Genomic DNA, 24,904 nt, shown 5'->3' with positions numbered 1-24,904 from the left:
AAGAAGTTCTTTATATATAATAAAAGATAACTTCTTATGGAATCCATGCCTGGGGCAAAAGACATCACTGGTGACATCGGGAAACTCCGTAACAGGAACGTCCTTCCACGCGGGGAAGCTCCTGTCCTTCCAAACCTTTCTCATCAGGAACGCAAGATCGCGTTTAATGCCCTCAGTTTCTTCTTCTGGACCCTCGTCTGCCTGTTCCTGGTCCTTCAGTTGGTATTCCTCGCTTGGCTTACCCTATGAGCGAAATGGCCGCATCCCTGCCGGAGGGCCAGCAGCGCTTTCTTGACCGCCAGGCTGAACGGATCCGACGCCTCCGGGAAACGCTGGTTGAGATCGCGCGGGTTCCAGAGACCGTCACCCTCGAGATTGGATGTGGCCACGGTCACTACCTGACCGCCTATGCCCTTCAGCATCCCGACAAGCGTTGCATCGGCGTGGATCTTGTCACAAAGCGGATTTTGAAAGCCTGCCAGAAACGGGATAAGCGGAATTTGCAGAACCTGCATTTCCTCAAGGCGGAAATTCGGGAATTTCTTAAGGCGTGGCCGGAGCACCTGACATTGGAACGGGTCTTCATTCTCTTCCCGGATCCGTGGCCGAAAAAGCGTCACGCCAAGAACCGGATTCTCCAAAGCAGCCTGCTCGACGCCCTCGGCCAGATTGCCAAAGAGGGAACCCAGCTCCATTTTCGGACGGATCATCCGGAGAATTTTGCCTGGGGGATGGAAGTCATCGCCTCCCACGCTGATTGGCACATTCGTGACGATATTGAGTGGCCGTTTGAAAATCCCTCCTTTTTTCAGGACCTGCTCGGCGATTATCAATCGCTCACGGCGTGCTTCAGCCCTCTTGAAACCGGGGAAAGCGAATCTCAATAGCCGTTCCCCCACCCTTCACGTTCCGGGCCAGAATATTGCCGCCGTGTCGGACGACAATGTGCTTCACGATGGATAAGCCCAATCCCGTTCCCCCGGAATCCCTGGATCGGCCCTTTTCCACCCGGTAAAATCGTTGGAAAATATGCGGCAGGTCCTTTTCCGGTATGCCGGCGCCGTCATCTTCGACGACGAGCAGGACCATTGCCTCTTCAACATGTGTTTTCAGGCGAATGCGCGTGAAGCCCTTCGCATGCAAAACCGCATTTTGCAGAAGATTCGTGATGACCTGGGTCAAGCGCAGAGGGTCTGCCATGATCTGGTCATTTTCTCCTTCGTGGATGAGCTCCAGTTCTCCGCCTCTACCCTCGAGAATGGCTTTCCAGGCATCTCTCCTGCCGGACAAAAAACTGGACAGGGAAAGCGCTTCCCTCTCCAGCCCCATCTCCGCCGATTCAATCCGGGAGAGGAGCAGGAGGTCGCGTAAAAGATGGTCAAGACGGGTCGAGTGGTCGTGGATTTTCTCAAGGAAACGGATTTGTTCGCTCGACGGAAGTTCCTCATGGTCCTCCACCAGGGTCTCGGCAAATCCCTTGATTACGGTGACGGGTGTGCGAAGCTCGTGCGAGACGTTTGCGACAAAATCCGACCGCATCCTTTCAAGGCCTTTCTGCCGGGTTATGTCATGGAGCACAAACAGCGTGTAGCGGTTTTCTGGATACAAATACTTTGGCAGGGGAGCCATGCTAATCTCAAGCCAGCAGGTTCTTCCGCCGACAACCGCCTCAAGTTCCGTCTGGCTTCCCTCATCCGAGTTGCTCATCGTTGACAGGAATTCAAGGAAATCCGGACTGGAAATATAGAGGTCGAGACGATGACCGACCGGATTCATCTCTTCCCCGATAATTTTCCCAAAGGCCGGGTTTGCCAGCTGGATCCGCTTCTCCTCGTCGATCATGACCACAGCTTCCCGGAGGTTGGCGAGTGTGGCCTGTATCTGTTCGAACTGCTTTTTCCCGGTATCGGAAATGTCAGCCTTTTCCCGGATTAATTCATTGTAAGCGAATACAAGACCCCTAACGAGCCCGCTGTTGAAGGGCCCTCCCCGCTTATCCACAAGCACGGGCCTGCTTTCCCGGGCTGCCTCAGTGAGGCCCCTCACGGCCTTTCTCATGGAAAGCAGTTGCATCAGCACGATGCAAAAAAGAATCAGGGTGACTATAAAAAGTAATGACAAAACAACTACAAATAAAGGGGTTTAATTCGCGATGAAACGGTACCCTACCCCGCGAACGGTTTCGATTGGATTGGAGTCCCCGGCCAGTTTTTCCCTCAACCGCCTGATGTGTGTGTCGATGGTCCGCGTTTCCGTGTTGGTGTCGTAATTCCAGACGTTGACGAGGAGATTTTCCCGCGTCAGCACCCTACCCTTTCTCTGCATGAGCAACTTCAACAGTTTGAATTCCGTTGCTGTTAATTCGACCTCTTTACCCGCGACACTTACCTGGTGCAGTTCTTCGTCGAGGACAATACTTCCCGAGACAAGACGTTCCTTTTCCTTTTCAGTTCCAGGTCCCGAGCGCTTCAGGACAGAGCCTATCCTCAGGATCAGTTCTTTCGTATCAAAGGGTTTGGCGATGTAGTCGTCACCTCCCTGCTCCAGTCCTTCAATCCGGTTCTCCACCTCTCCCCGCGCTGTCAGGAAAATGACCGGCACGGATTTAAGTTCCCGATCGGCCCGGATCAAACGACAAACCTTCAATCCATCAAGCTCCGGCATCATGATATCCAGAATGAAGAGGTCCGGCCGAAATTCACGGGCTGTCCCAATAACCTGTAGTGGATCATTGAGGACTTCTACCTCGCAACCTTCTCTCGCGAGCTTGTACGAGATCAACTCCGTCACATCCGGCTCGTCATCGACGATTAAAATGCGTTTGCCTGATAATGTTTTCATTTTCCGTTGAGCAGACTTTTGTACAAGCAAAGCGCTCATGGGCTTCACGGCAACGCCAATTGGGAAACAATTGTGTGACAATACGCAGCGAGGGGGTTACAACGGCATAAAACTACATAAACAATTGTATACCAACGATTTAAGAAACCCTCAGCGCAATCATTATGATGGTGATATCGGTCGGATTGACTCCCGAAATGCGCGACGCCTGGCCGAGTGTGTCAGGTCGGATGGTGTTCAACTTTTGTGCTGCTTCGGCCCTGAGTCCCGACACCGCCGTGTAGTCTAAATCCCTGGGAATGCGGATCCGGTCTGTTTGTTGCAGTTTCGCGATAGTCCGCATTTCCCGCTCGAGGTATCCCTTATACCGGACCCGGTACAGGACTTCTTCCTGGGTTTCCTTCGAAAGTTCACGAAACGTGACGGGTGTTTCGTTAATATCGCCGTCCCGTCGGATAAAGTCCCCCCAGGTTCCCCCACTCCGGGTTTCGCGCTCAAACTTATCAACCCACTTCTCCACAGCCGTTTGTTTGGCCTGAATGCGCTTGAGGCGGTCTTCCGGGACCAGTCTGCAGGTCTCAACGAGCTGTGCGAGACGCAGCTCAGCTGATCCTTGGTTGAATAAAAGCCGATGTTCGGCCCGTGAAGTAAACATTCTGTACGGCTCGGTTGTCCCTTTTGTCACAAGGTCATCGATAAGGACACCAATATAGGCGGTCTCGCGGCCAATGTAGACGGGTTTTTCCCCGCGAATCTTCAATGTTGCGTTGATTCCGGCAATTAATCCCTGTGCGGCGGCTTCCTCATACCCGGAAGTTCCGTTGATCTGGCCGGCAAAGAACAGATTTTCCACTTTCTTTGACTCAAGTGAGGCAAATAACTGCGTTGGTTGGGCGAAATCGTACTCAACGGCATAGGCCGGTCTCAGCATGTGCGCGTTTTCCAGCCCGGGGATGGTTTTAAGCATTTCCTGTTGTACATCGAATGGCAGACTTGTTGAGAGGCCGTTAACGTACCATTCGTCGGTGTGGCGGCCTTCCGGCTCAAGAAACAGCTTGTGCTGGGGTTTTTCGGTGAAGCGGACGATCTTATCTTCAATGGAGGGACAATAGCGGGGTCCCGTGCCCTGAATTTCCCCGGCGTAGAGGGCGGATTGATGCAGGTTGTCCTGTATGAGCTGGTGTGTTTTCTCTGTGGTGCTGGTTGTCCAGCAGGGTACTTGATTGTTTCCGGGGCATTCTCCGATCCGTCGTTGCCCGTTTTGTTCCACGTGGAACATTTGCCGTTTGAATTCGTCGGTTGGGACACGCTGACCCTGTTCCACGTGGAACATCGACTCATCCGAGCGCGTGTCATAGAAGGCAAACAGGGTGGGGAGCGGATCCCCGTGCTGGGGTTCCATGCTTGAAAAGTCGATTGAGCGGCCCAGCAAGCGGCATGGCGTGCCTGTTTTAAGGCGTGATAGCTCAATCCCGGCCTCCGAGAAGGAATTGGAGAGGGTCTTGGCGCTGAAATCACCCATGCGGCCGCCTTCCGACTTGGAGCGCCCAACGTGCATCAATGCGCGAAGAAAGGTCCCGGTGGTGACAATGACGGCCTTTGCGGTGAAAGTCATCCCCAATTGAGTCTCAACGCCGGTGACCGCGCCATTTTTGTACATCAAGCCTGTGACCAGTGCCTGAAAGACGCTGAGGTTGGGTGTGAGCTCCAGGGTGTGCTTCATCCGGAACTGGTACGCCTTCTTGTCACACTGGGCGCGGCAGGCTTGCACGGCAGGGCCTTTGGAGGCATTGAGGAGGCGGAACTGGATCGCGGTTAGATCTGTATTGATCGCCATTTCACCGCCCAGGGCATCAATTTCCCGGACCATGTGTCCCTTGGCGAGTCCGCCGATGGCCGGATTGCAGGACATCTGGGCAATGGTGTCGATATTGCCGGTCAGCATGAGTGTTCTGGCACCCATCCGGGCAGCGGCGAGGGCGGCTTCGCAGCCGGCGTGTCCGGCGCCGCAGACAATGATGTCAAAATGGTTCTGAGAATTCATAAACCTTTAATAAACAATTACTTACCAATGCAAAACCGGTTAAAAAGTCGATCCAGAATGGACTCATTATCGATCTTTCCCGTGATAAGGCCCATGGATTCAATGGCGGCATGGAGGTCGGAGGCGACCAGCTCTGCGGGAAGACCTTCCCGGAGCTTCTCACGGCTCTCTTGAAGGAGGGATTTGGCCTGCGCGAGGGCCTCGGCATGGCGGGCGGAGACAATAACGGCACTTTCATCGGGAATGACCAAACCCTCCTCAAGGGAGCGGCGGATGACCTCCCGAAGATCATTCAGACCCGTCTGTTTGGCGGCGGAAATCGGAACATGCGGACAATCTGCGGCAAAAGCGGCGAGATCTTTCCCCTCGGCGAGATCCACCTTGTTCACAACGACAACGGTGTTCCGCTCATTCAAGAGGCGGACGACCGGATCGGGCAGGGTGGGGGCGGGCCGCGTGGAGTCGAGCACGACAAGGAGCAGGTCGGCCGACTCGATCTGCTCAAGCGAACGGTGGATGCCCTCTTCCTCCAGAGATGAAGCGGCTTCGTGGAGCCCGGCAGTATCAATTATGCGAAGCAGGTAGGGGCCAATATGGATGCGTTCCTCGACATAATCCCGGGTTGTTCCGGGCTCAGCGGAGACAATGACGCGATCTTCACCCGTCAAGGCATTGAGGAGGCTGGATTTCCCAACGTTGGGTTCGCCGAGGATAACGCATTTGACCCCGTCGTGCAGAAGGGAGGCGTATTGACGTGTGGCAATGAGGCTTTCCATGTCCGTGACAAGGGAGGAGAGCGCCTGTGCGGGACCCTTTTGGTCCTCCGGTGGAAGATCCTCCTCTGGAAAGTCGATGTAGGCCTCCAACATCGCCGTGACGACGAGGAGCCGGTCAACGAGTGAATCAACAGTCCGGCCCACCGAACCCGACAATTGGCGCCTGGCCGCCTCCAGAGCCCGTTCAGAGCGGGCCTGTATGACCTGGACGACCGCTTCAGCCTGACTCAAGTCCAGCTTTCCGTTCAAAAAGGCCCGGCGCGTGAATTCACCCGCTTCGGCCAACCGACAGCCCCGGCCAAGGAGATCATCAAGGATTTTACGGACCAACCACGGGTTGCCGTGGGGGGTGAGCTCAAGAAGCCAATCACCGCTGTAAGATTTGCCCTCCTCGTAAACCGTGTAGATCAAGGTATCGAGAGTTCGTCCATCTGTGGAAAGATAGCGGCCCAATCGTACCTGACGGGGCAGGGGAGCCTTGCCAAAGATTGCTTCAACCAGCTCCGGAACGAGCGGTCCGCTCACCCGGATTACAGCCAACGCGGCCTCTCCGGAGGCCGTGGCGGGGGCGATAATGGTGTCAATCGGCGTCATAAGTCTACAGGGGAAGTGAAAACCCTTAGGAGGCAACATCTTTTGCTTTTCTTTTCCCCCTTAGTAGGCCTATCCATAAGCATGCCCATCGCGCTCCCTATTGATGACCTGCTTCCGGATTTGCACGCGGCCTGGTCAAAAAGTCCCAATTTTATCCTCCGAGCGCCAACTGGGTCCGGCAAATCCACCCGTGTGCCCCGTTTCCTTATGGAATGGAAGGATTTTCCGGAAGATAAAACCATCATCATCCTGCAACCCCGCAGAATGGCCGCCCGCCTCCTTGCCCGACGCGTTGCCAGCGAGCTGGACCAGCCCGTGGGGCAGGTGGCTGGCTACCAGATCCGCTTTGAATCGCGCAGGAGCCCGTCAACTCGTTTGCTCTATGTCACGGAAGGATTGCTTTTGCGGATGTTGGCGGGCGGGGACGATCTGAAAGGGGTCGGGGCAATCCTATTTGATGAATTTCACGAGCGACACCTTGAAGGGGACGTGGGCCTCGGGCTTGCCTTGGCGCGTCAGAAAGCAGGGTGGGGTGGCCGCATTGGGATTTTCTCAGCGACCCTTGAAGTGGCCGGCTTAAAGTCCTATCTGCCTGAAGCGGAGGTATTGGAGAGCGAGGGCCGACAATATCCGGTTGAAGTCAATTATCTTGGCGCTGCCGGGACGGACCGTGTGTGGGATCAGGCGGCGGAGGGCTTTCGCCGTGCGGTGGAGGCGGGGGCTGAAGGGGACATCCTGGTCTTCATGCCGGGCAAGTACGAGATCATGCGCACCGTGGAGGCAATCCAGGCAAGCCGGGCAGCTCGTGGCTGGGAGGTCTATCCCCTTCACGGGGAGCTGGACGCCACCTCCCAGGACAAGGCAATTGGTACCGGTTCGGTGCCTCGGGTCATTGTCTCAACGAATATCGCGGAAACCTCGCTGACCCTTCCGGGGATTCGGACCGTGATTGATTGCGGGCTGGCCCGAATTCCAGACTTTGATGCGCGAAGGGGAGTGAACACCCTTTTGACCGAAAAAATCAGCCGGGCGAGTGCAGACCAGCGCGCCGGCCGGGCGGGCCGCGTTGCGCCGGGACACTGCTTCCGGCTCTGGTCAAGAAAGGATCATGAACACCGGTCTGCCTTCACGCCTCCAGAGATCCAGCGACTTGATCTGACGGAGATTCGCCTGCAACTGCTTTCCCTTGGTCAGGCGGACTCCTTTCCCTGGCTGGAGCCGCCCCCTCAGCTTGCTTGGGAGCATGCCGGGGAGCTCCTCACAGACCTCGGCGCCTCCCGCGACGGAAAAATCACGGCACTTGGCCGGACATTGGCCCGCTTCCCCTTGCATCCCCGCTTCAGCCGCATCCTGGTTGCCGGGCAAGAAGCGGGCTGTGAGGATCTGCTCATTGCGGCTATTGCGCTGAGCGAGGGACGACAACTGATTCTTCCCATCAATGACAAGAGAAAGGCTGCTGAGCGGGAGGCCTGGTGGGCAGCAGCAGAAGGGGTTTCCGATCTGCTCCAGGGGGTCCTTGTCTGGCAACAGGCGATGAAAGCCGGCGGCTCAATGGCTTGGTGCCGCGAATGGGGTGTGCACGGCCAGACTTTGAGGCAAGCCAGTCGAGTATTCGAGCAACTCAAGCGCCTGACGTGTAATCGTGAAAGCGGAGGAGGAGGGACCGTGCAGGATTTTGCCAAATGCCTGCTGACCGGATACGTGGATCATCTCGCCAAGCGCTTGGACCGGGGCACCCTCCGTTGTGAGCTCGTGCATGGCCGCCGGGGCGAAATCCGCCGTGGAAGCTTGATAGGCGGGGCTGGGCTATTTGTCTCAGCGGAGGTCGAGGAGCGCGAATTCCGGGGAGAAGCGACCCTTTTTCTCGGCGGAAACACCGTTATTGAACGCAGCTGGCTGGATGAGCTATATCCGGGCGAAGTCATTCAGGAAGGCGTGGAGCGTATGGATCAAGCCCGCCGCCGAGTCGAACGGGTTGAGCGGACAGTTTTCCGGGGACTACTCCTTGAAGAACGGGAAAACGGGGAGCCGGATCCAGCCGGAGCCGCGCAAGTCCTCGCGGAGCATATCGTCAGCGAGGGGTGGATCCTGAAAAAATGGGACAATGAGGCCGAGACATGGATTCGTCGCCTCAACGTGCTGGCCCGCGCTTGTCCAGAGCTTGAAATCAAGCCTATCGAGCAGGCGGACCGGCTTTTATTGATCGAACAAATCTGCGAGGGATCGACCGCCTACAAGGAAGTGAAGGACCGGGCCGTCCTGCCAGTCCTGCAAAGCTGGTTACCCGATGCGATGCTGCCTCTCGTTGATGAATGGGCTCCACCGAGATTTCCGCTTCCGGGAGGAAGCCGGGTCAAGCTCCGCTACGAGGAAGACGGTACGGTGGTCCTCCCGGCGCGCATCCAGCAATTGTATGATGTTCCGGGAAAATCACTCGTCATTTGTCAAGGAAAGCAGCCTCTGCGGCTTGAAATCCTCGCTCCAAATGGCCGCCCGGTGCAGATTACCGATGATCTGGACGGGTTCTGGACGGGGCAGTATCCCCAGATCCGGAAAGACCTGTTCGGCCGCTATCCAAAGCATGAATGGCGTTGATTTTGCCTCGTTTCGGGCCCATTCTGCGAAATCATGACCACACAGAACGGCGAGCAGGAATCAGCTGATTTTAATGATCCCCTTGAAGTGCCGGTGGACGGTGTCCTGGACCTGCACACTTTTCACCCGAGGGAGGTTAAGGCGGTCGTTCTGGCTTATATTGAGGCTTGCGAGGAAAAAGGCATCCATGAACTGAGGATCATCCACGGAAAAGGAATGGGCGTCCTGCGCCAGCAAGTCCACGCCCTTCTCGAGCGGCACGAACGGGTAAAATCCTACACCTTGGCGCCCGGCAATGCTGGTGGTTGGGGAGCGACCCTGGTCAGTCTGCGTAACTAGGCTCTACCAGTCGACCACGCAGTCCCGGCCGGTCAGCTGGGAACTCTCGGAAGTATACTCGTGCAACTCGATCTTGACCCCGTTCGGGTCTTCGAGCCAGGCCTGCCAAGACAAGTCAGCGCCCATTTTCTTTTCCCCCACCGGAAAGCCGGCCTTGGCGACATCCTCCAGAACGGATTCAATGTCATCGACCTCAAGGGCAACATGCCTGATGGCACCCTCTGCAGCATCCGGTTTGCCCTTGAAGACTTCGATAAAGGAATCATTTCCCGCCTTGAGGTAAAAGCCAAAGAGCTCCGCCTCACGCTGAAAGTCGAAATAGCGCTTCATGCCAAGACCCTTGCAATAAAAAGCCTCTGTTTTTCCAAGGTCCTCAGAATGGATACAAATGTGTGCGACTCGCTTAATCATGTCCGGTCAAGGGTTGTCAGTGGATGTATCGGCAGGTTTCCCAAGGGTTTCAAGGGCTTCCTTGGATCCTTCCAGTTGGTAGCGGAGGCGTTCCTTTTCATCCCCTTCAGCCAATTTGAGCTCCTCCTCGAGTTTCTGGATTTCCGCCTTCAGGGATTCCCGCTCAAACTCACGCGCCTCGGCTTCCTCGGCCTTGTCGAAGACGATCTTTTCGGCCTCCGTCGCGGCCGTGACAGACTTCGCATAAACAGGCTGTGGAATGAATTGCTGCCCGTCCCTGAGGGGGCGCTGGTTCATGAATGCCGGGGAGACAATTTCAATATTCTCCCGGTGCAAGCGGTCGAGGACAGCCGCATATAGCTTGGATTTGGCGGTGAGGAAGCTCTTGGTTTCCTTCAACATGCCATTGACCTTGTAGGTGACAGCGGTGTCCCCGAGCTTCATGATATGAACGAACGGCTCTTCAAGCCCGCATGAACTCGCGGCTTCCGTGAGAAGCGGTTCAATCTGTGAGTGGTGAAGGTCGTATCCAAGGGAAAGAGTGGCCGAGACAATGGTGCCGGAGCTTCGGATCACTGACACGGGATGCGAGATGAGGAAAGTGTTTGGGATGGCAATTAATTCCCGGGTCTCCGTTTGTATCTCGGTATCCATTAATCCCCGTTCGGCCACACGGCCAAAGTATTCCTCGACCCGGATAAAGTCACCCGCCCGGAAGGGTTGGGTGATGCGCATCATGAGGCCCCCCATGAGATTTGCGAAGAGGGTGGTAGAGGAAAAAGCGAGAATCCCTGAGACAACAAGCCCGATGAAGGCAATGACCTGGTTGCGGGTGCTTTCCACGACAGGAAGGGCCAGCGCGATGCTGACCACACCGACAATCGTCAGCCCGAGCATGATTAGTTGCCGGGTAAATTTCTTCTCACTTGCCAGGTCCTTGTGCCTCCCGAGAAGCACCCAATGGAGCAGCCACAATCCAAAGACGACTGCAGGCAATGTGATCGCAATGGGGATAAACCTGCTCACCGTTTCCATTAATGGCAGGCTAGGGTTGAATCCGCACCCCGACAAGGATTGATTTTGAGTGCTGAATGGACTTATCCGCGGTCCTCGATCTCCGCAATAGCCCATTGGGCGTGCTCGGCGATCAAGGTGTCCGGATCCATGGCGGCCTTTTTAAGCACGGGTAAATCCTCCCGTGTGCCGGAATTGCCCAGGACAATACAGACATTCCTCAGGAAGCGGGGCCGCTTCAGGCGGCGGACAGGAGATCCCGCAAAGAGATTGTTAAACGCATCATCATCCATGGTTAACAATTCGCGGAGATCCGGATAATCGCGTGCTTCAAAGGCCGCTTCCCGGGTTTTTCGCGCCCATTTGTTCCATGGGCAAATATCAAGGCAATCGTCACAGCCGTAAAGATGGTCACCCATCAACCGCCGGTAGGGCAGGGGGATGGACCCCTTGTGCTCAATCGTCAGGTAGGAAATGCATTTGCGGGCGTCCAGTTGATAGGGCGCGGTGATGGCGCGTGTCGGGCAAATATCGATACAGCGGGTGCATGTGCCACACCGGTCCTGCTGTGGTTTGTCCACTGGAAACGGAAAAGTCGTCAGGATAAACCCCAAAAACAACCACTGCCCGTGCTCTCCATTGAGAACCATGGTGTTCTTCCCCTGCCATCCAATGCCAGCAAGGGCGGCAATCGGTTTTTCCAGCAGTGGCCCCGTATCGACATAAGGCCGGTTGGTGGCGCCTATTTCCTGAAGCCATTTACAGAGTGTCTTCAGCTTGTTGATCATCACCTTGTGATAATCCTTCCCGAGAGCGTACTTGGCAATGCGGCCCCGGCGACCGGGCTCCGGTTGGTAGTAATTCAAGCCAAAGCACAGGATGCAATGCGCCCCGGGTTGAACTTGTTCGGGGTTGGCGCGTCGTTCCGGATCCCGCGCCATCCATCCCATCTCTCCGTGCTGGTCCGTCTCAAGCCACTTGTAAAAGTAATCCTGCCGTAGCTCCGCTGGTACCGGAGCCACTCCCACCGGATCCAGCCCGAGGCTCCCTGCCTTTTCAACAAGGATTCTTTTGGCTTCATTGGGGTCGAGATTCTTCATCGAGAGTGCTTGTGAAGTGGGGAAATCCGGTTTAATTAAGGAACAAGATGACAAGGTCATGCAATACCCTCTTTCTTTTCCTTTTTTTCTTCGGATTAACGGCTTTCGCCAATTGGGGCCCCGCACCGGAAAAAGAAGACCCGCCCGCGGCTGTCTCCAAGCGTGCGGATCCTGTTGTTGAGGCCATCGCGGTCGAAACAATGACACCGGAAGAACGAGCCAAGCCGCTCATGAGTGATGATGGCAAGGTTCATGTCTACCGGGTTCCCATCACCGAAGGCATTTCCAAGCCAAACCTGTTTATTCTCCGGCGCAGCATCAAGCAGGCGATTGAGCAGAACGTGAATGTCATCGTCCTGGATATGGATACGCCTGGTGGCCGTCTGGATGTCACGCTCGATATGATGGAGCTGCTCGAACGCTTTGATGGGGAGACCATCACGTTTGTGAACAAGGACGCGATCTCAGCCGGAGCCTATATCAGCATGGCGACCGATTCCATCTATTTTGCCCCGGACGGGGTCATGGGGGCCGCTGCGGTTGTTTCCGGAGGCGGGCAGGAGATTGACGAAAGCATGAAAGCGAAAATCAACAGCTACCTGTTGGCCCGCATGCGCAGTTACACCGGGGAATTTCCCTATCGTGCAGAGGTTATCAGGGCCATGGCCGATCTCGATTATGAGTTGGAGATTGACGGAAAGGTTTTAAAGGCAGAGGGGGAGTTACTCTCCGTGACCGCTGCCGAAGCCGTCGAGCTGTACGGTGATCCCCCGTTTCCCCTCCTTGCGGACGGCATTGCCACGGATTTGGACGATCTCCTGGCCCAGCGCTACGGGGAAGGGGTGACCGTCCTTGAAACCTTCGAAATTTCCTGGTCGGAGGAGGCCGCCAAGTATCTGGACTCTATTGCGCCCATTTTATTAGGCCTCGGATTGTTGCTCCTCTTTGTTGAATTCAAGACTCCCGGTTTCGGTTTGTTCGGAATCGCCGGCCTCACGCTTGTCGCGATTGTATTTGCCAGCAACTACCTGGCCGGACTGGCCGGCTTTGAGGCCATCCTGTTTTTTCTCCTCGGACTGGTCTTTATCGTTGTCGATATATTCCTTCTGCCGGGGACTTTTGTTTTTCTTGTCCTTGGACTTGTTTTCATCCTCGGCTCCTTGCTCTGGTCCCTTTCGGACATATGGCCTACTCCCGATGGGGATGGCCCGGGCGGCATTTCGTTCACAGTGGAAATGGATTCAATATGGGCGGCCCTGTATGAAATTCTGGGAGCCTTCGCCATTGCAGCATTCGGGCTGTGGCTGATCTGGCGATTCCTGCCGAATACGCCCATTTATGGTAGACTCGTTCATTCCATATCCGGCGCCATGCCTGATCCTGTGATATCCGGAGGCGGAGAAGTGCGCGGCACGGAGGCTCTTCCGGATGTCGGCGCGAAGGGTGTTGTGGTTGGCCCCATGCATCCGCTTGGGGAGGTTTCCATTGACGGAAAACGGTATCAGGCGTCTGTGGCAATCGGTTCCCTTGACCGCGGAACCCCGGTGGTCGTCACGGGATATAAAAACTTCAGCCTTCTGGTTGAAGCAGAGGAGGATTTGTCATCATGAGCTTGTTGATCGGATTAATCATTACTGCTTTCGTCCTCTTCTTTTTTGAGATTTTTCTTCCGGGAGGGGTGCTCGCCGTGTTGGGAGGCATTCTTCTTCTGGCAGCTTCCGCGGTGGCCTACACCGAGTTTGGCCTGATCTGGGCGATCACAATCCTCTTCCTTGGGCTTGTGGGTGCCCTTTTGATGTTCTTCATCGAGATCCGTGTCCTTTCCAAGACCCGCTTTGGGCGTCAACTATCTCTCCAGTCATCCATTTCGGCAAAACTGAATCCCAGAGCGGATGAAAAACTGGTTGGGCAAGAGGGGGTCACCTTGACAATACTTGCCCCCAGCGGCAAAGTTGAAATTGAAGGTAAAGCTTATACGGCTTCCGCCTTGGATGGATATCTTGAAAAAGGGGCATTCATCCGTGTTGTCCGCACTGAAACTTTTAAACTCATCGTAGAAAAGAAATGAACCTACTAATCGCCATCACCCTGCCGCAGATCGGTGCCATTCTTGGCCTGGTCGTTATTCTTATCCTGCTCTTCATTGTGGGATCCTTCCTGAGTGTCTGGCTCAAGGCCTTCTCATCCGGAGCGCCGGTCAGCATGTGGAACCTCATCGCCATGCGCTATCTGCGCAAATTGCCTTACTCCGTTATTGTGGACGCCCGGATTATGGCGGTTAAAGCAGGCCTGCCGATAACGGTGAATGAATTCGAAACCCACTTCATGGCTGGCGGGGATATTCTCCAGACCATATCAGGACTGATTAATGCCCAGAAAGCCGGGATCCCCCTTGATTGGGACCAGGGCTGTGCGATCGATCTCGCTACCAAGGGGACCGAAAAATCAATTATCCAGGCTGTCCGTACCTCCATTAATCCGATGGTGATCGATTGCCCAAACCCGAATATGGGAAAAAGCACGATTGACGGGGTTGCCAAGGACGGGATTCAAGTCAAGGCGCGCGCACGGGTCACGGTGCGATCAAACCTTGAGCACTACGTCGGGAGCGCCCAGGAGGAAACCATCATCGCCCGTGTGGGTGAAGGGATTGTCACAACAATCGGTTCCGCGGAAAGCTACAAGTGGGTCCTCGAGAATCCGGATTCGATTTCCCGGAATGTTCTCAACCGTGGCCTTGATACCGGCACGGCTTTCGAAATCCTTTCAATTGATATTGCTGATGTGGATGTTGGTGAAAACGTCGGGGCGCAACTTCAGGTTGCCCAAGCCGAGGCCAACAAAAACATGGCCCAGGCCCAGGCGGAAATTCGTCGCGCCGCGGCTGTCGCCCTTGAGCAGGAAATGCAGGCCAAGGTCCAGGAGATGCAGGCCAAGGTGGTTGAAGCCCAAGCCCAAGTCCCGCTCGCCATGGCAGAAGCTTTCCGTAAAGGAAACCTTGGTGTGATGGACTATATGCGCCTTAAGAATATCGAATCCGATACCGATATGCGCCAATCCATTGCCAAGCCTGAGGATTCAAGGGATCCGCAGTAATTATGGGGAAGGCCCCGTGCCGTTTCATAATAAATGAGCGAAAGCCCGCAGATCATTCAGTGCGCCGCTTCCTTTGATTGGGAAACGCTCCTTCCGGTTGTCTTCTTTGTTCTCTACGGCCTCGCCCAGTTCTTCGGCTCGAAGAAAAAGGGCGAGGCTGCGGAGGAAGAGATCAATCCGGAAGAAGATCCAATGGAAAAGGCCAGGCAGATCCGCGAGGAAATCCGCCGCAAAATCGAGGAGCGCAAGCAGGCTTCACAACAGGGTAGAGCCTCTCCTCAACAGGCGTATGACCCGAATCTTCCGGAATCCCGGCAATCCAGCGCGAGCCCATCAACACAGCAAAGTCAGCCTGCACACGAGTCCCGACCGGTAGTTGTCCATCAGGCTCGAACGATCCAGGCGAAGAGCCCTGTTTCCGGTGTCGAGCAACAATTGATCGAGCAGAGAAAACGCCTTCGGGAAGCCCGTAAGCAGCACGATGCAGCCCTGGTTCAAGCCCGAAAGATGACCAATGAGGCAAGCGTGAAACGGCAGGCCGATTCGCGGAAGCTCTTTGAACACGAATCTGTTCCTCTGGACTCTTCCACTCAGCTACGCACCGCCGTCTTGTCGGGCCTACGCCATCCAAACTCCCTCCGCAAGGCGGTCCTTTACCGCGAAATCCTCGATCCGCCGATCGCTCTGCGCTGAGGCCGCACCCAAAATCCAACTTCCCGCAAAATCCCCTTGCCACCCGCGCTTATTGACAACTCAATGCCATTAAGATGCGAAAAACCAGTTGTCCTGAGAAAAAGAACATAAGCCCTCTGCTATTCTTATTGGCAGGCGTGTCACTGGTGACGGGGGAGATCACGGTGGGATTCGAGGACCTGCCGGTGACGGTGCCGCCGCTGCAGGAATACGCGGGTCCCGGCGGAGGCGTTTATTACAACGGATCGGATGGAGCGGGAGGCTTTACCAGCGAGGGAGCCTTTTTAAAGAATACGTTCACGGATTTCGGAGGAGGGTTTACTGGTTGGACGGGCTGGAGCTATTCGACAACATCGGATACCGAAACAGCAGGATTTGGAAATCAATACAGCAGTTATGTGGGCGTTGCGGCAGAAGGAAGTGCCTATGCGGTGGCATACGCCCCTGCGGGAATAGAGCTGCCGGTTGGGGCAAAGTCTCCAATCTCGATATCCGTGAGCAACACGACCTATGCAGCGCTTTCGATGCGTGACGGGGATGACTTTGCGAAGAAGTTTGGCGATGGAGATTATTTCAAATTGACCCTTAGCGGGTACGGAGCGAGCGGACAAATTCTTGGTTCAGTAGAGGTATACCTGGCTGATTACCGGGAAGAGACCGACCCAAAAGGCATTGTGCAGGGATGGAACGAAGTTTCCCTCTTGGAGCTGGCCGGAGGGACAGGTCACCTTGTGTATGAGATTGGCTTCAGTCTGGATTCAACTGACAGTGCCCCATGGGGAATCAACACACCTTCATATGTCGCCATTGATCAGTTGGTCCTGGGGGAAACACCGGCGTGGGGAGGATTTGATATCGAACCTGACGGATGGGTCAATACCGGCGATTTTCTGGGCTGGGTATATCCGGTCGGGGACTATGCTTACGTCGCCTTGCTGCGCAAATGGACTTACCTGCCGGTCGGCGAACAGGAATCAAGTTCGGGCGCCTGGGCCTATCTGCCAAATTAACGAGCGGGCGATAGCGGTGCCCGGAAAGAGACTTGATCCTTCGTGCACGGGAAAGCATGGTTTACCCCGACAGGCCGATCCAGACACATGATTTATCTGGGCCTGAGAGGACCAACCTATGAGTACGGAAAACACCGACGAAAACTGCTACAACTTCCCAAAGGACTACGCGGCAACGATGGTCCACTTTTATCGCGGCGAGCTTGGCCGCATGATGATCTGGCGACAGCGTTTTGATACAACCACCCATTGGGCGATTATCGGCCTTACGGGCATTGTCTCGTTCGCATGGAACCACGCCGAATCAAGCAACTTCCTCTTCATACTGGCCAATTTTATTGTTTATCTTTTGCTCACGATTGAAGCACGCCGGTATCGATTTTATGATGCTTACCGGGCACGCGTGCGGATGCTGGAATCCCACTTCATCTTTCCGGTAGTGACACTTTCCAACAAGCGCCTTGAGGGGAACTGGCGTCGCCAAATGGGAGAAGACCTGATCCTGCCTTCTTATAAAATCAGTTTTCTGGAGGCATTATCACGCCGATTCCGAAGGAATTATATTTGGATCTACATGATATTGATTGGCGCCTGGGCTGTCCATGCCCTGGAAATCCGGAACGCCAATTCGGTGGAAACCTTTATCACGGAATTCTGTGCCAATCAGCCCCTGCCGGAATATGTTTTCCTGTCTATCCTCGGCTTGTTTTATGTCTATCTTGGCTTCCTTTATCTTTATGGCCACTGGAAGCGGACAGCGCTAGGCGAATTCCAGCGCCGGCCTTCCAGCGGCAACTGGAACCTATAGAAGGCTGTCATGGAACTGCCGATACAAACGATCCTTGGGGCAGCGATTCCAGTATTCGCACTGCTTTTGATCGGATTGATTCTTCGTCGAACAAATGTGCTGACGAAAGAAGCCGATGTATCGATCATGAAATTGGTTGTGAGAGTATTTTATCCCTGCCTGTTTCTCGACTTCCTCATCGGCAATCCCGCAGTCAAGGAAGCGCCCAACCTGCTCGCTGCACCGCTTGTCGGCTTTCTCACCACAGTCGCCGGTTTTCTTGCCGGCTATGGAATAGCCAAGCTGATCGGTCTTGAAAAAGGGAAGGGGCTACGCACCTTCGCATTTTGTAACGGTATCTACAATTATGGATACATTCCTATTCCGTTAATCATCGCCCTGTTCGGCGACCGGGAAACACTCGGTGTCTTGCTTGTCCACAACGTGGGAGTTGAGGTCGCGATCTGGACGGCTGGGATCATTCTCATTTCCGGGCAATTTCACCGTGGTACAATCAAGCAACTTTTCAATCCACCGTTGATTGCGCTTCTTGTCTCCCTTATGATCAATTCAAGCGGAATGGACAGCGAAATGCCCGAGCCGCTCCTGCGCCTGATCTCCATGTTGGGCGCCTGCAGCATTCCGGTGGGAATATTGCTCGCTGGCGCGGCTATTGCAGACCTGCTTAAAAACAAGGGCGTTTTGGAAAACTTCAAGATACCGGTCGCCTCGATTCTGCTCAGACTGGGCTTGTTGCCCATGGTCTTTCTCGTCGTAGCGGCAACTCTCCCCGGTCTCTCTACGGAACTCAGGCAGGTAATCTTGATACAAGCAGCGATGCCAGCCGGTATTTTACCAATTGTATTGGCCCGTCACTACGGGGGAGAAGCATCTGTGGCCGTGAAGGTCGTCATCTCGACAACCCTTGCCTCTGTCATTACAATGCCTTTGTGGATCCAGTTCGGGGCGTGGTTCGTTTTCTAGGCATCCGGTTTCCACGCTTGGAGCATGTGCAGATATCCTGCCCGGGCCATTGCCTCCGTATTGCTACTCTGGGCAAAGCTCAGGATGCCGCGCAGCTGATCCAATGACTCGAAGTCATGTCGCTCCATCCAATTGCTGAAATCCTCAATGAATTCACTTAGATATTCCGGTCCCTTTTTCAAAAGGCAGGAGACGACCTGAATACTTGTTGCTCCGGCCATGAGGCCCTTTACGGCATCTTCCGGTGAATCAATCCCACCGCTCAGGCTGAGGTCCAGGCCAACCCGACCATGCAGGGTGGCGATCCAGCGGGTACGCAATAGTAGGGCATGGGGTTCCGAGAGGGAAAAGTTCTCCTTGTAGGTCATCGTTTCAATATCGATGTCTGGTTGGAAAAAGCTGTTGAAGAGAACGGCAGCCTGCGCGCCTGCTTCTTCCAGTCGCTGAACAAACCTTGGTATCCCCGTGTAGAACGGTGCAATTTTCACGGCCAACGGGAGGGAGAGGTTTTCCTTCACGGTACTGACAATGTTGAGAGCGGTTTTCTCAATCTCGCTGCTTGGGTCGCTGTCGCTGCGGGGGGTAAAATACAGATTCAATTCCAATGCATCCGCACCGGCCTCCTGGATCAGTTTTGCGTACTCAACCCATGTGCCGACATGGACGCCATTCAAACTGGCAACGATGGGAAGCTTAACTGTTTGTTTCAGCTTTTGGAGATGGTCCAGATAAGCGTCAGGATGAAGGGGAAAGTGCCGAGACTCCGGGTAGATACCCACTCTTGATTTGTCCAAGTGTGGAAACCCGCGGATATTATCACGTACAATTTGCTCCTCAAAGAGGGAGTGCATGACAACAGCGGCCGCCCCGGCATCCTCGAGACGCTTGACCGTATCCAAATCATAGACGAGGGGAGAAGCCCCCACCAGAAAAGGGTTGGACAGTTCAAATCCGAGATAACGCGTTTTTAGATTCATATGGCCTTAGGGGTTAGGGGTAAGCTTATTGTGCGTTACCCGGTGCCCTTTGGCGATATGAAAATCAAGCGCAGGTAGAGAGTGCCGAAATTTAAAGGATGCAGGGCAATCTGCCAATTACTCGTAGAAGAGCGTGGCCCAGCGACCCTGTGCCGCCATCTGCTTTTTCATCTCGCCCCATGCTTCCGCGGACCCAGCCATTTCGGCGAGGGTCTTGTCGAGAGTTTCCTCAAGGCGGGAGAGGCCGGAGACGTAGACGTATGTCTTTGGATCTTTCACAAGCTCCCAGACTTCATCCTTGTTTTCAACCAGTGTCCGATCAATTTCCTCCGGGGCATCCGCATGCGGCCGTGGGCTCAATGCTTCGATCGCCTTGAAGGTTTCCTTGTCGTAGTAATTGGCAAGGTCCCCGTTCTTGTCGTTCATGTAGAGCAGGTCCATACCGGTCTTGGCACCATAGAAGAGGCGAACCTTACCGGTCCATTCCTTACGCTCCTCATAGACGTGTTTCAGGAATGCGCGGAACGGAGCAATGCCCGTCCCGATTCCAATCATGAGAATATTGCAAGTCTTGTCGCGCGGCGGCATGAAGTGACGGCCGTAGGGACCGGCCAATTCAACTTGATCGCCGGGAACGCGGTCACAAAGGAAATTCGAGGCCACGCCTGGGTAGCGTTCACCGCTGACTTCATCTATGTAGAAGCAACGCCGGACACAGAGGGAAATTTCCGACATGTTCTGTTCCTCGCCCTGGCGCGCATTGGCGATGGAGTAGAGGCGCATGTGGGTTTCATTACCAAACTGATGCGGACCCGGGACAAGAACCCCGACGCTTTGTCCTTCCAGATAGTGGAAAGTGGCATCCGAGACATTTAATGTGATGTGCCGGACTTCGTCCGTGCTTTCATCCGTGATACGCTCTGATTTAACGACCGTCGCCTTATATGGACGGCTGATATCATATTCAGTAAGGTTCATAATTTTCTTCTCCTGGTTTTTGAATTTAAATTTCAGTGGATGGGTAAGTTATCCTTCTTGGGTACCGGGGATTTCTTCCGGGGGCACTTGTTGCCGTTTTTGCAAAAGCAGAACATGCCACAGGCGGTTTCTTCTTCCGTGGTCAGGCTCAATTCGGGATGGCGCGCATTGAAAGACCGCGACAAATGCTGCACGCCAACCCAGCCGGACAAAAGTCCGAGGATTATCAGCATGGCAATCAAGTATGTAACGATCATCGCAGGTTCATCCTCCCAGTCCGGCAAAGCCCATGAAGGCGAGTGAAAGCAGACCACCAATTGTCAGGCTGAGGGCGGCCCCCATACTGACGTCCGGCACGTCCGCCAGCTCCAGTTTTTCCCGTAAGCCGGCCATGAGCATCAGGGCCAGCGTGAACCCCATTCCAGCGCCTACGCTGAAGGCAAGACATTGCGGAAGGTTGTAGCCGCGGTTTGTTTGAAACAAGGCCAGTCCCAAAATGGCACAGTTCGTCGTGATCAGGGGAAGGAAGATCCCGAGGGTCCGGAACAGGGCGGGACTGAATTTCTTGACGGCCATCTCAACGAGCTGAACAGAGGAAGCAATGACTGCAATATAGCTGATCAGCCGAAGAAACTCCAGATTATAGGCAACGAGTATCTTGTTGATCAGGTAGGCGCAGTTTGAGCTCACGAACATGACAAAGATGACCGCGAGCCCCATGTTCCAGGCGGTTTTCAACTTGCCTGAGACACCCAGAAAAGGGCATAGGCCAAGGAACATCGCCAGCACGAAGTTGTTGATGATAAATGCGTTGAGAAAAATAAAGGTTAATGAATCAGGCTGCATTGGCGATGTCCTCCTCGATGGTTGCGCGCTGGGTTTTGCGCTTTTTGACAACGGAGAAAAGGAACAACCAGAAGGCCAGGACGAAGAATCCCCCCGGAGGCAGGACAAAGATGGCCCATGGCTGGAAGTTGGTTCCAAAAAGGTCTATTCCGAAGATTGCGCCGCTACCCAGCACTTCCCGGACGATGCCAAGACATAACAGCGCAATCGTAAACCCGACACCCATTCCAAGGGCGTTGACGGCCGCATTGACCACGTTGTTCTTGGAGGCGTAGGCCTCCGCCCGTCCAAGGATGATGCAGTTAACGACAATCAACTGGATGAAAGCACCAAGGGCCCTGTAGAGGTCCAGGCTGATGGCCTGGATGGCGTAGTCGGCAATCGTCACAAAGGTGGCGATGATGATAATGTAGGAGGCAATCCGGACCTGTTTCGGGATGATCTTCCGCAGAAGGGAGACCAGAATCCCGGAGGCCAGCAAAACAAAGGTAGTCGCCAGTCCCATTGCCAAGGCATTCATGGAAGTATTTGTCACTGCCAGCACCGGGCACAGCCCGAGAAGCATGACGAACACCGGGTTTTCATTCCACAAACCCTGGCTGAATGTCTTCCAGCTCAAGGGATCGGGAATTCTCGGGTCTTTTACCATGACTTGAATCCTTTCAAATACGGGCTCATTCGCTCAGGCTCCTTGGAAGAGATGACTTGTATTTGGCGAGCAATGGAAGCATCTCGTTGGTGCTCCTCCGCAATCCGGTCCCGATGGCGGTTGAGGTGACGGTTGCTCCGGAAATTCCATCAATTTGCCAGGGATCGGTTTTCTTGCCGTTCTTGACCGTGACAATTTCATTCGCCATGGCCGTACCGGTGTTGTTGAGGCGAGCGTCCAGCTTTTCGAAGTTGGCCAGAAAATCCGGATCTGTTTCCACTTTGTCACCCAGTCCGGGCGTTTCCGTGCTTTGGAGGACGGTTATTCCAATGACAGCTTCATTATCCACCGAGTAGCCGTAGAGGATTGTCACGACATCCTGATACCCTCGGGCGGAGGCTTCCATTGCCAGGCCAGCGAGCTTACCTGCGTCATCATATCCGGCAAATACGTTGGCATCCGCAAAGGCCTCATCGGGAAGGGCGGCGAGGCCCGACTCATCGAGAAAGAAGTTTTTCCTGACAGTGGCTTCCGGCAGGACCGTGAAGACCGCCTTTTCAAGCGCGCGCTGTTTGTTGAGGGCGATGCGCGGCTTTGTCAGTTGAAAAGTGAGAACAACCATGAGGCCCGAAAGCATGGCAATAATCCCCAAGGTGAGGATCAGCGAGCTGCTTTTAGGCGAAGCGGATGGAGGTGTGGTTTCCTCGCTCATGCGGCACCTTTCTTGGCAAGAGCCCCGTAGATGCGGGGTTGTGTGAAGGAACTAATCAACGGGGAGCAGGCATTTGCCAAAAGAATGGCATACATGACGCCCTCATTCAGCCCGCCAAAGAGGCGGATAATGACAGTGATAAAACCGATCAAGGCACCGTAGATCCAGATTCCCAGCGGAGTGACCGGCGAGGAGACCATGTCCGTCGCCATGAAGACGGCGCCCAGCATCAGGCCTCCGGAAAAGATGGTGAAAATTGGATCCGGGTAAACAGCGGGGTTGATCATATAAAAGATCCCGGAGGTCGCCCCGGCGGTAAGGAGAACGCTGAAGGTGATCCGCCAGTCCATCATTCTCCGCGCGACAAGATAGAGCCCGCAGATCAGGATCAATAACGCGGAGGTCTCACCAGCAGAACCGGCGGTGGTTCCCAGCATGAGCCGCACAGGCTCGGTGGAAATCTGATCAAATTTCATCAGGGCGAGGGGGGTCGCCCCGGTCCAACCATCCGGGCTCACGGAAGCAATCCAATCGGCAACCGGGACCGGCTTCATGAATGGCATCGTGAGGGTGCTTGGAATAAAGTCAGTAAAGCGGTTTTCCGCCATGAACGGTGTCCATGTGGTGGCCGGAACAGTGAAGGCCGCCTGGGCAAAGGCACGCCCGACAAGAGCCGGGTTCATGATGTTGAAACCAAGCCCGCCAAAGAACATTTTTCCAATACCGACGCCAAAAATGGCGGCCACAGCAGCCATCCAGAGCGGAAAGCCGGGGGGAAGGATCAGGCCGAGAAGAAGCCCGGTGATCGCAACACTCCAGTCATTTGTTGTGGAGGGCTTGCCGGACAGTTTGCACACAAAATGCTCGGTCAAGAGGCAAGTAGCGGTGCAGGTGATCAAAAGAGCCAACACGCTGATGCCAAACTGGTAGACGGAAAAGGCGCAGACCGGCAGGAGCGCGTAGACAACATTCCGCATGATGGTATCCACCCGGTTGTGGGAGCGGAAGTGCGGGGACGTCCGCAAAATTACATTGGCGGCTGATTCACTCATGACGCTTTCTTCGGGGCTTGCCGGTTACTGGACTTGGCGATTCGGAAATACTGCACTAGAGGGATGTTGGAAGGGCAGACAAAGCTGCAGCAGCCACACTCGAAGCAATCATTCAGGTGGAAGGATTCCGCCATTTCCTCGTAGCGGTGCTTGTAGGCGAGTTTGCCGAGCTGGGACGGATTCAAATGCATCGGGCAGGCTTCCAGGCATTTGGCGCAGCTGATACAGGGATAAGAGTTTGGCTGAATTCCGCGCATGTCCTGTTCGGTCAAGACAAGGACCCCGCCGCAACCCTTTGTAATCGGGACATCCAAAGAGGCGACTGTCCCACCCATCATGGGCCCACCCATAATCAGATGTTGCGCGGTACCGCTGAAACCCAGCTGATCAAGGATAAAGCGTAAAGGCGTCCCGATGGGGACAATGTAGTTGCCCGGGCGATCCACCCCCGGTCCCGTGATTGTCACGACCCGTTCAATGATTCCCTGGCTGCGCGGAAGCAGTTGGCCCAGCTGGGCTGTTGAGGAGACATTAAAGACCGCCAATCCAACGGATGAAGGGAAATTACCGGAGGGAATCTCAATATCCATGAGGGCCTTAGCCAACATCTTCTCCGCCCCTTGCGGATACTTTGTCTGGACCGCCTTAACGGTGATGGATCCGTCCGCAGGAAGGACTTTTTCAATCGCTTCCACCGCGTCCAACTTGTTTTCTTCCGTCCCGATAATGGCCTTCTCGGCCCCCAGGGCCCGCATGAAGATCTGGGTCCCTGAAACGAGATCCTTCGCCTGCTCCACCATGATGCGGTGATCGGTGGTGAGGAACGGCTCGCATTCGCACCCGTTGATCAGGACGGTATGGACCTTGTGTTCCTTTGGTGGGGAAAGCTTAACATGGGTTGGGAAAGCCGCCCCGCCAAGACCGACCAAACCAGTATCTTGAACGGCCTGGGCAATCTCCTTCGCGGACATGGCATTCACATCCCGCGGTTCAAAGTAACGCACTTCCTGACTGTCGCCCGGATAAACCTCGAGAATAACCGAGGGTGTCCTGGGCCCCTTGGAAGTCGGCATCAGCTCAACCCGCTTGATGACACCCGTGGCGGGAGCATGCTGGGGAACCGAGACAAATCCGCCTGCCTTGGCGATCAACTGTCCACGAAGAACCTCCTGTCCCGGATGGACCACCATCTCGGAGGGTGCTCCCGCATGTTGTGACAGCGGGATCACCAACTCCGGAGGGAAAGGCAGTCGCCGGATCGGCTTGTTTGCGGTGTAATGCTTGTTCTCTTCCGGGTGAACCCCGTGCGAGAATGTACTCCGCATCCAATGCGCCGGATCAAAGAGACTTTTCAGGCCGTGCATCATTTCAGTGGATTTCCTGACAGTGTGTAATCACGTTCATTC

The 24,904-nt window shown here is 54.9% G+C and carries 26 protein-coding genes; 11 read left to right on the top strand and 15 right to left on the bottom strand.

All coding sequences use genetic code 11. From position 1 onward, the window contains the following. Positions 1 to 36 precede the first annotated feature (36 nt). Together G0Q06_RS06910 and trmB are read left to right on the top strand one after the other, a co-directional pair. Complete coding sequence (locus G0Q06_RS06910) at positions 37 to 249, top strand: hypothetical protein (RefSeq protein WP_163963842.1); 213 nt, start codon at positions 37 to 39, stop codon at positions 247 to 249. A gap of 5 nt (positions 250 to 254) precedes the next feature. Next, positions 255 to 887 carry a tRNA (guanosine(46)-N7)-methyltransferase TrmB gene (trmB, locus tag G0Q06_RS06905; RefSeq protein ID WP_163963840.1) on the top strand — a complete coding sequence of 211 codons (633 nt, stop codon included), beginning with the start codon at positions 255 to 257 and terminating at the stop codon, positions 885 to 887. Here the strand turns inward: trmB and G0Q06_RS06900 are convergent. From G0Q06_RS06900 to mnmE, 4 genes are all read right to left on the bottom strand, one after another. After that, positions 850 to 2,058: a sensor histidine kinase gene (locus tag G0Q06_RS06900; protein WP_163963838.1), complete on the bottom strand. Its 1,209-nt coding sequence runs from the start codon at positions 2,056 to 2,058 to the stop codon at positions 850 to 852. The two genes, trmB and G0Q06_RS06900, sit on opposite strands and share 38 nt — an antisense overlap. Positions 2,059 to 2,142: 84 nt before the next feature. Then, on the bottom strand, positions 2,143 to 2,841 hold the full coding sequence (locus G0Q06_RS06895) for a response regulator (RefSeq protein WP_163963837.1): 699 nt from the start codon (positions 2,839 to 2,841) through the stop codon (positions 2,143 to 2,145). A gap of 139 nt (positions 2,842 to 2,980) precedes the next feature. Continuing rightward, positions 2,981 to 4,885: a tRNA uridine-5-carboxymethylaminomethyl modification enzyme MnmG/GidA gene (locus G0Q06_RS06890; protein ID WP_163963835.1), complete on the bottom strand. Its 1,905-nt coding sequence runs from the start codon at positions 4,883 to 4,885 to the stop codon at positions 2,981 to 2,983. Positions 4,886 to 4,902: 17 nt separating this feature from the next. Next, positions 4,903 to 6,255 carry a tRNA uridine-5-carboxymethylaminomethyl(34) synthesis GTPase MnmE gene (mnmE, locus tag G0Q06_RS06885; protein WP_163963833.1) on the bottom strand — a complete coding sequence of 451 codons (1,353 nt, stop codon included), beginning with the start codon at positions 6,253 to 6,255 and terminating at the stop codon, positions 4,903 to 4,905. A gap of 81 nt (positions 6,256 to 6,336) precedes the next feature. Here mnmE and hrpB point away from each other — a divergent pair, with 81 nt between their 5' ends. Beyond that, complete coding sequence (gene hrpB / locus G0Q06_RS06880) at positions 6,337 to 8,850, top strand: ATP-dependent helicase HrpB (RefSeq protein ID WP_163963831.1); 2,514 nt, start codon at positions 6,337 to 6,339, stop codon at positions 8,848 to 8,850. A 33-nt stretch (positions 8,851 to 8,883) separates the two neighbouring features. Further along, positions 8,884 to 9,189, top strand: coding sequence for a Smr/MutS family protein (locus tag G0Q06_RS06875; protein ID WP_163963829.1), 306 nt, complete (start codon positions 8,884 to 8,886; stop codon positions 9,187 to 9,189). 3 nt (positions 9,190 to 9,192) lie between these two features. Here the strand turns inward: G0Q06_RS06875 and G0Q06_RS06870 are convergent, their stop codons facing one another. From G0Q06_RS06870 to queG, 3 genes are all read right to left on the bottom strand, one after another. Further along, positions 9,193 to 9,600: a VOC family protein gene (locus G0Q06_RS06870; RefSeq protein WP_163963827.1), complete on the bottom strand. Its 408-nt coding sequence runs from the start codon at positions 9,598 to 9,600 to the stop codon at positions 9,193 to 9,195. A 6-nt stretch (positions 9,601 to 9,606) separates the two neighbouring features. Beyond that, the gene (locus G0Q06_RS06865; RefSeq protein WP_163963825.1) at positions 9,607 to 10,635 is read right to left on the bottom strand and encodes a mechanosensitive ion channel family protein; all 1,029 of its coding nucleotides are present in this window, start codon (positions 10,633 to 10,635) and stop codon (positions 9,607 to 9,609) included. A gap of 62 nt (positions 10,636 to 10,697) precedes the next feature. After that, on the bottom strand, positions 10,698 to 11,714 hold the full coding sequence (gene queG, locus G0Q06_RS06860) for a tRNA epoxyqueuosine(34) reductase QueG (RefSeq protein WP_163963823.1): 1,017 nt from the start codon (positions 11,712 to 11,714) through the stop codon (positions 10,698 to 10,700). A 47-nt stretch (positions 11,715 to 11,761) separates the two neighbouring features. On the opposite strand from queG, the gene G0Q06_RS06855 reads away from it, so the two are divergent. The 7 genes from G0Q06_RS06855 to G0Q06_RS06825 all read left to right on the top strand — a co-directional run bounded on the left by G0Q06_RS06855 (position 11,762) and on the right by G0Q06_RS06825 (position 18,284). After that, positions 11,762 to 13,324: an NfeD family protein gene (locus tag G0Q06_RS06855; RefSeq protein ID WP_163963821.1), complete on the top strand. Its 1,563-nt coding sequence runs from the start codon at positions 11,762 to 11,764 to the stop codon at positions 13,322 to 13,324. Continuing rightward, complete coding sequence (locus G0Q06_RS06850) at positions 13,321 to 13,782, top strand: NfeD family protein (protein WP_163963819.1); 462 nt, start codon at positions 13,321 to 13,323, stop codon at positions 13,780 to 13,782. Before G0Q06_RS06855 ends, G0Q06_RS06850 begins: the two co-directional genes overlap by 4 nt. Beyond that, complete coding sequence (gene floA, locus G0Q06_RS06845; protein ID WP_163963817.1) at positions 13,779 to 14,810, top strand: flotillin-like protein FloA; 1,032 nt, start codon at positions 13,779 to 13,781, stop codon at positions 14,808 to 14,810. The genes G0Q06_RS06850 and floA overlap by 4 nt, the downstream gene beginning before the upstream one ends. A 33-nt stretch (positions 14,811 to 14,843) precedes the next feature. Then, the gene (locus G0Q06_RS06840; protein WP_163963815.1) at positions 14,844 to 15,503 is read left to right on the top strand and encodes a hypothetical protein; all 660 of its coding nucleotides are present in this window, start codon (positions 14,844 to 14,846) and stop codon (positions 15,501 to 15,503) included. A gap of 137 nt (positions 15,504 to 15,640) precedes the next feature. Further along, positions 15,641 to 16,513: a DUF4465 domain-containing protein gene (locus G0Q06_RS06835; RefSeq protein WP_163963813.1), complete on the top strand. Its 873-nt coding sequence runs from the start codon at positions 15,641 to 15,643 to the stop codon at positions 16,511 to 16,513. Positions 16,514 to 16,631: 118 nt separating this feature from the next. Next, positions 16,632 to 17,321 (top strand): DUF2270 domain-containing protein, encoded by a 690-nt coding sequence (locus tag G0Q06_RS06830; protein WP_163963811.1) that lies wholly within the window; start codon positions 16,632 to 16,634, stop codon positions 17,319 to 17,321. A gap of 9 nt (positions 17,322 to 17,330) precedes the next feature. Beyond that, positions 17,331 to 18,284, top strand: a complete 954-nt coding sequence (locus tag G0Q06_RS06825) for an AEC family transporter (RefSeq protein ID WP_163963809.1) — start codon at positions 17,331 to 17,333, stop codon at positions 18,282 to 18,284. On the opposite strand, the gene G0Q06_RS06820 is transcribed toward G0Q06_RS06825, so the two are convergent. The 8 genes from G0Q06_RS06820 to rsxC form a co-directional block, all read right to left on the bottom strand. Next, entirely contained in the window at positions 18,281 to 19,261 is a 981-nt protein-coding gene (locus G0Q06_RS06820; protein WP_163963807.1) for a dihydroorotate dehydrogenase-like protein, read from the bottom strand. The genes G0Q06_RS06825 and G0Q06_RS06820 overlap by 4 nt on opposite strands. Positions 19,262 to 19,378: 117 nt before the next feature. Next, on the bottom strand, positions 19,379 to 20,239 hold the full coding sequence (locus G0Q06_RS06815) for a ferredoxin reductase domain-containing protein (RefSeq protein WP_163963805.1): 861 nt from the start codon (positions 20,237 to 20,239) through the stop codon (positions 19,379 to 19,381). Between the two features lie 32 nt (positions 20,240 to 20,271). Further along, on the bottom strand, positions 20,272 to 20,496 hold the full coding sequence (locus G0Q06_RS06810; RefSeq protein ID WP_163963803.1) for a chemotaxis protein: 225 nt from the start codon (positions 20,494 to 20,496) through the stop codon (positions 20,272 to 20,274). Between the two features lie 7 nt (positions 20,497 to 20,503). After that, entirely contained in the window at positions 20,504 to 21,085 is a 582-nt protein-coding gene (locus G0Q06_RS06805) for an electron transport complex protein RnfA (protein ID WP_163963801.1), read from the bottom strand. Further along, entirely contained in the window at positions 21,075 to 21,734 is a 660-nt protein-coding gene (gene rsxE, locus G0Q06_RS06800) for an electron transport complex subunit RsxE (RefSeq protein WP_163963799.1), read from the bottom strand. Before rsxE ends, G0Q06_RS06805 begins: the two co-directional genes overlap by 11 nt. Positions 21,735 to 21,759: 25 nt before the next feature. Then, positions 21,760 to 22,446 (bottom strand): RnfABCDGE type electron transport complex subunit G, encoded by a 687-nt coding sequence (locus G0Q06_RS06795; RefSeq protein WP_163963797.1) that lies wholly within the window; start codon positions 22,444 to 22,446, stop codon positions 21,760 to 21,762. Beyond that, on the bottom strand, positions 22,443 to 23,498 hold the full coding sequence (locus G0Q06_RS06790; protein WP_163963795.1) for an RnfABCDGE type electron transport complex subunit D: 1,056 nt from the start codon (positions 23,496 to 23,498) through the stop codon (positions 22,443 to 22,445). Before G0Q06_RS06790 ends, G0Q06_RS06795 begins: the two co-directional genes overlap by 4 nt. Then, the gene (gene rsxC, locus G0Q06_RS06785) at positions 23,495 to 24,865 is read right to left on the bottom strand and encodes an electron transport complex subunit RsxC (RefSeq protein ID WP_238710382.1); all 1,371 of its coding nucleotides are present in this window, start codon (positions 24,863 to 24,865) and stop codon (positions 23,495 to 23,497) included. Before rsxC ends, G0Q06_RS06790 begins: the two co-directional genes overlap by 4 nt. Between the last annotated feature and the right edge of the window lie 39 nt (positions 24,866 to 24,904).

The sequence above is a fragment of the Oceanipulchritudo coccoides genome, from assembly GCF_010500615.1.
Taxonomy (GTDB): Bacteria; Verrucomicrobiota; Verrucomicrobiia; order Opitutales; family Oceanipulchritudinaceae; genus Oceanipulchritudo; species Oceanipulchritudo coccoides.
Note: the sequence above shows the minus strand (reverse complement) of the source record. Positions and strands in the feature narration are given on the sequence as shown.

Excerpts from the sequence above, each read along its gene's own strand:
- G0Q06_RS06910 (WP_163963842.1), top strand. The coding sequence starts at position 37 with ATGGAATCCATGCCTGGGGCAAAAGACATCACTGGTGACATCGGGAAA.
- trmB (WP_163963840.1), top strand. The coding sequence starts at position 255 with ATGGCCGCATCCCTGCCGGAGGGCCAGCAGCGCTTTCTTGACCGCCAG.
- G0Q06_RS06900 (WP_163963838.1), bottom strand. The coding sequence starts at position 2,058 with ATGAGAAAGGCCGTGAGGGGCCTCACTGAGGCAGCCCGGGAAAGCAGG.
- G0Q06_RS06895 (WP_163963837.1), bottom strand. The coding sequence starts at position 2,841 with ATGAAAACATTATCAGGCAAACGCATTTTAATCGTCGATGACGAGCCG.
- G0Q06_RS06890 (WP_163963835.1), bottom strand. The coding sequence starts at position 4,885 with ATGAATTCTCAGAACCATTTTGACATCATTGTCTGCGGCGCCGGACAC.
- mnmE (WP_163963833.1), bottom strand. The coding sequence starts at position 6,255 with ATGACGCCGATTGACACCATTATCGCCCCCGCCACGGCCTCCGGAGAG.
- hrpB (WP_163963831.1), top strand. The coding sequence starts at position 6,337 with ATGCCCATCGCGCTCCCTATTGATGACCTGCTTCCGGATTTGCACGCG.
- G0Q06_RS06875 (WP_163963829.1), top strand. The coding sequence starts at position 8,884 with ATGACCACACAGAACGGCGAGCAGGAATCAGCTGATTTTAATGATCCC.
- G0Q06_RS06870 (WP_163963827.1), bottom strand. The coding sequence starts at position 9,600 with ATGATTAAGCGAGTCGCACACATTTGTATCCATTCTGAGGACCTTGGA.
- G0Q06_RS06865 (WP_163963825.1), bottom strand. The coding sequence starts at position 10,635 with ATGGAAACGGTGAGCAGGTTTATCCCCATTGCGATCACATTGCCTGCA.
- queG (WP_163963823.1), bottom strand. The coding sequence starts at position 11,714 with ATGAAGAATCTCGACCCCAATGAAGCCAAAAGAATCCTTGTTGAAAAG.
- G0Q06_RS06855 (WP_163963821.1), top strand. The coding sequence starts at position 11,762 with ATGACAAGGTCATGCAATACCCTCTTTCTTTTCCTTTTTTTCTTCGGA.
- G0Q06_RS06850 (WP_163963819.1), top strand. The coding sequence starts at position 13,321 with ATGAGCTTGTTGATCGGATTAATCATTACTGCTTTCGTCCTCTTCTTT.
- floA (WP_163963817.1), top strand. The coding sequence starts at position 13,779 with ATGAACCTACTAATCGCCATCACCCTGCCGCAGATCGGTGCCATTCTT.
- G0Q06_RS06840 (WP_163963815.1), top strand. The coding sequence starts at position 14,844 with ATGAGCGAAAGCCCGCAGATCATTCAGTGCGCCGCTTCCTTTGATTGG.
- G0Q06_RS06830 (WP_163963811.1), top strand. The coding sequence starts at position 16,632 with ATGAGTACGGAAAACACCGACGAAAACTGCTACAACTTCCCAAAGGAC.
- G0Q06_RS06825 (WP_163963809.1), top strand. The coding sequence starts at position 17,331 with ATGGAACTGCCGATACAAACGATCCTTGGGGCAGCGATTCCAGTATTC.
- G0Q06_RS06820 (WP_163963807.1), bottom strand. The coding sequence starts at position 19,261 with ATGAATCTAAAAACGCGTTATCTCGGATTTGAACTGTCCAACCCTTTT.
- G0Q06_RS06815 (WP_163963805.1), bottom strand. The coding sequence starts at position 20,239 with ATGAACCTTACTGAATATGATATCAGCCGTCCATATAAGGCGACGGTC.
- G0Q06_RS06810 (WP_163963803.1), bottom strand. The coding sequence starts at position 20,496 with ATGATCGTTACATACTTGATTGCCATGCTGATAATCCTCGGACTTTTG.
- G0Q06_RS06805 (WP_163963801.1), bottom strand. The coding sequence starts at position 21,085 with ATGCAGCCTGATTCATTAACCTTTATTTTTCTCAACGCATTTATCATC.
- rsxE (WP_163963799.1), bottom strand. The coding sequence starts at position 21,734 with ATGGTAAAAGACCCGAGAATTCCCGATCCCTTGAGCTGGAAGACATTC.
- G0Q06_RS06795 (WP_163963797.1), bottom strand. The coding sequence starts at position 22,446 with ATGAGCGAGGAAACCACACCTCCATCCGCTTCGCCTAAAAGCAGCTCG.
- G0Q06_RS06790 (WP_163963795.1), bottom strand. The coding sequence starts at position 23,498 with ATGAGTGAATCAGCCGCCAATGTAATTTTGCGGACGTCCCCGCACTTC.
- rsxC (WP_238710382.1), bottom strand. The coding sequence starts at position 24,865 with ATGATGCACGGCCTGAAAAGTCTCTTTGATCCGGCGCATTGGATGCGG.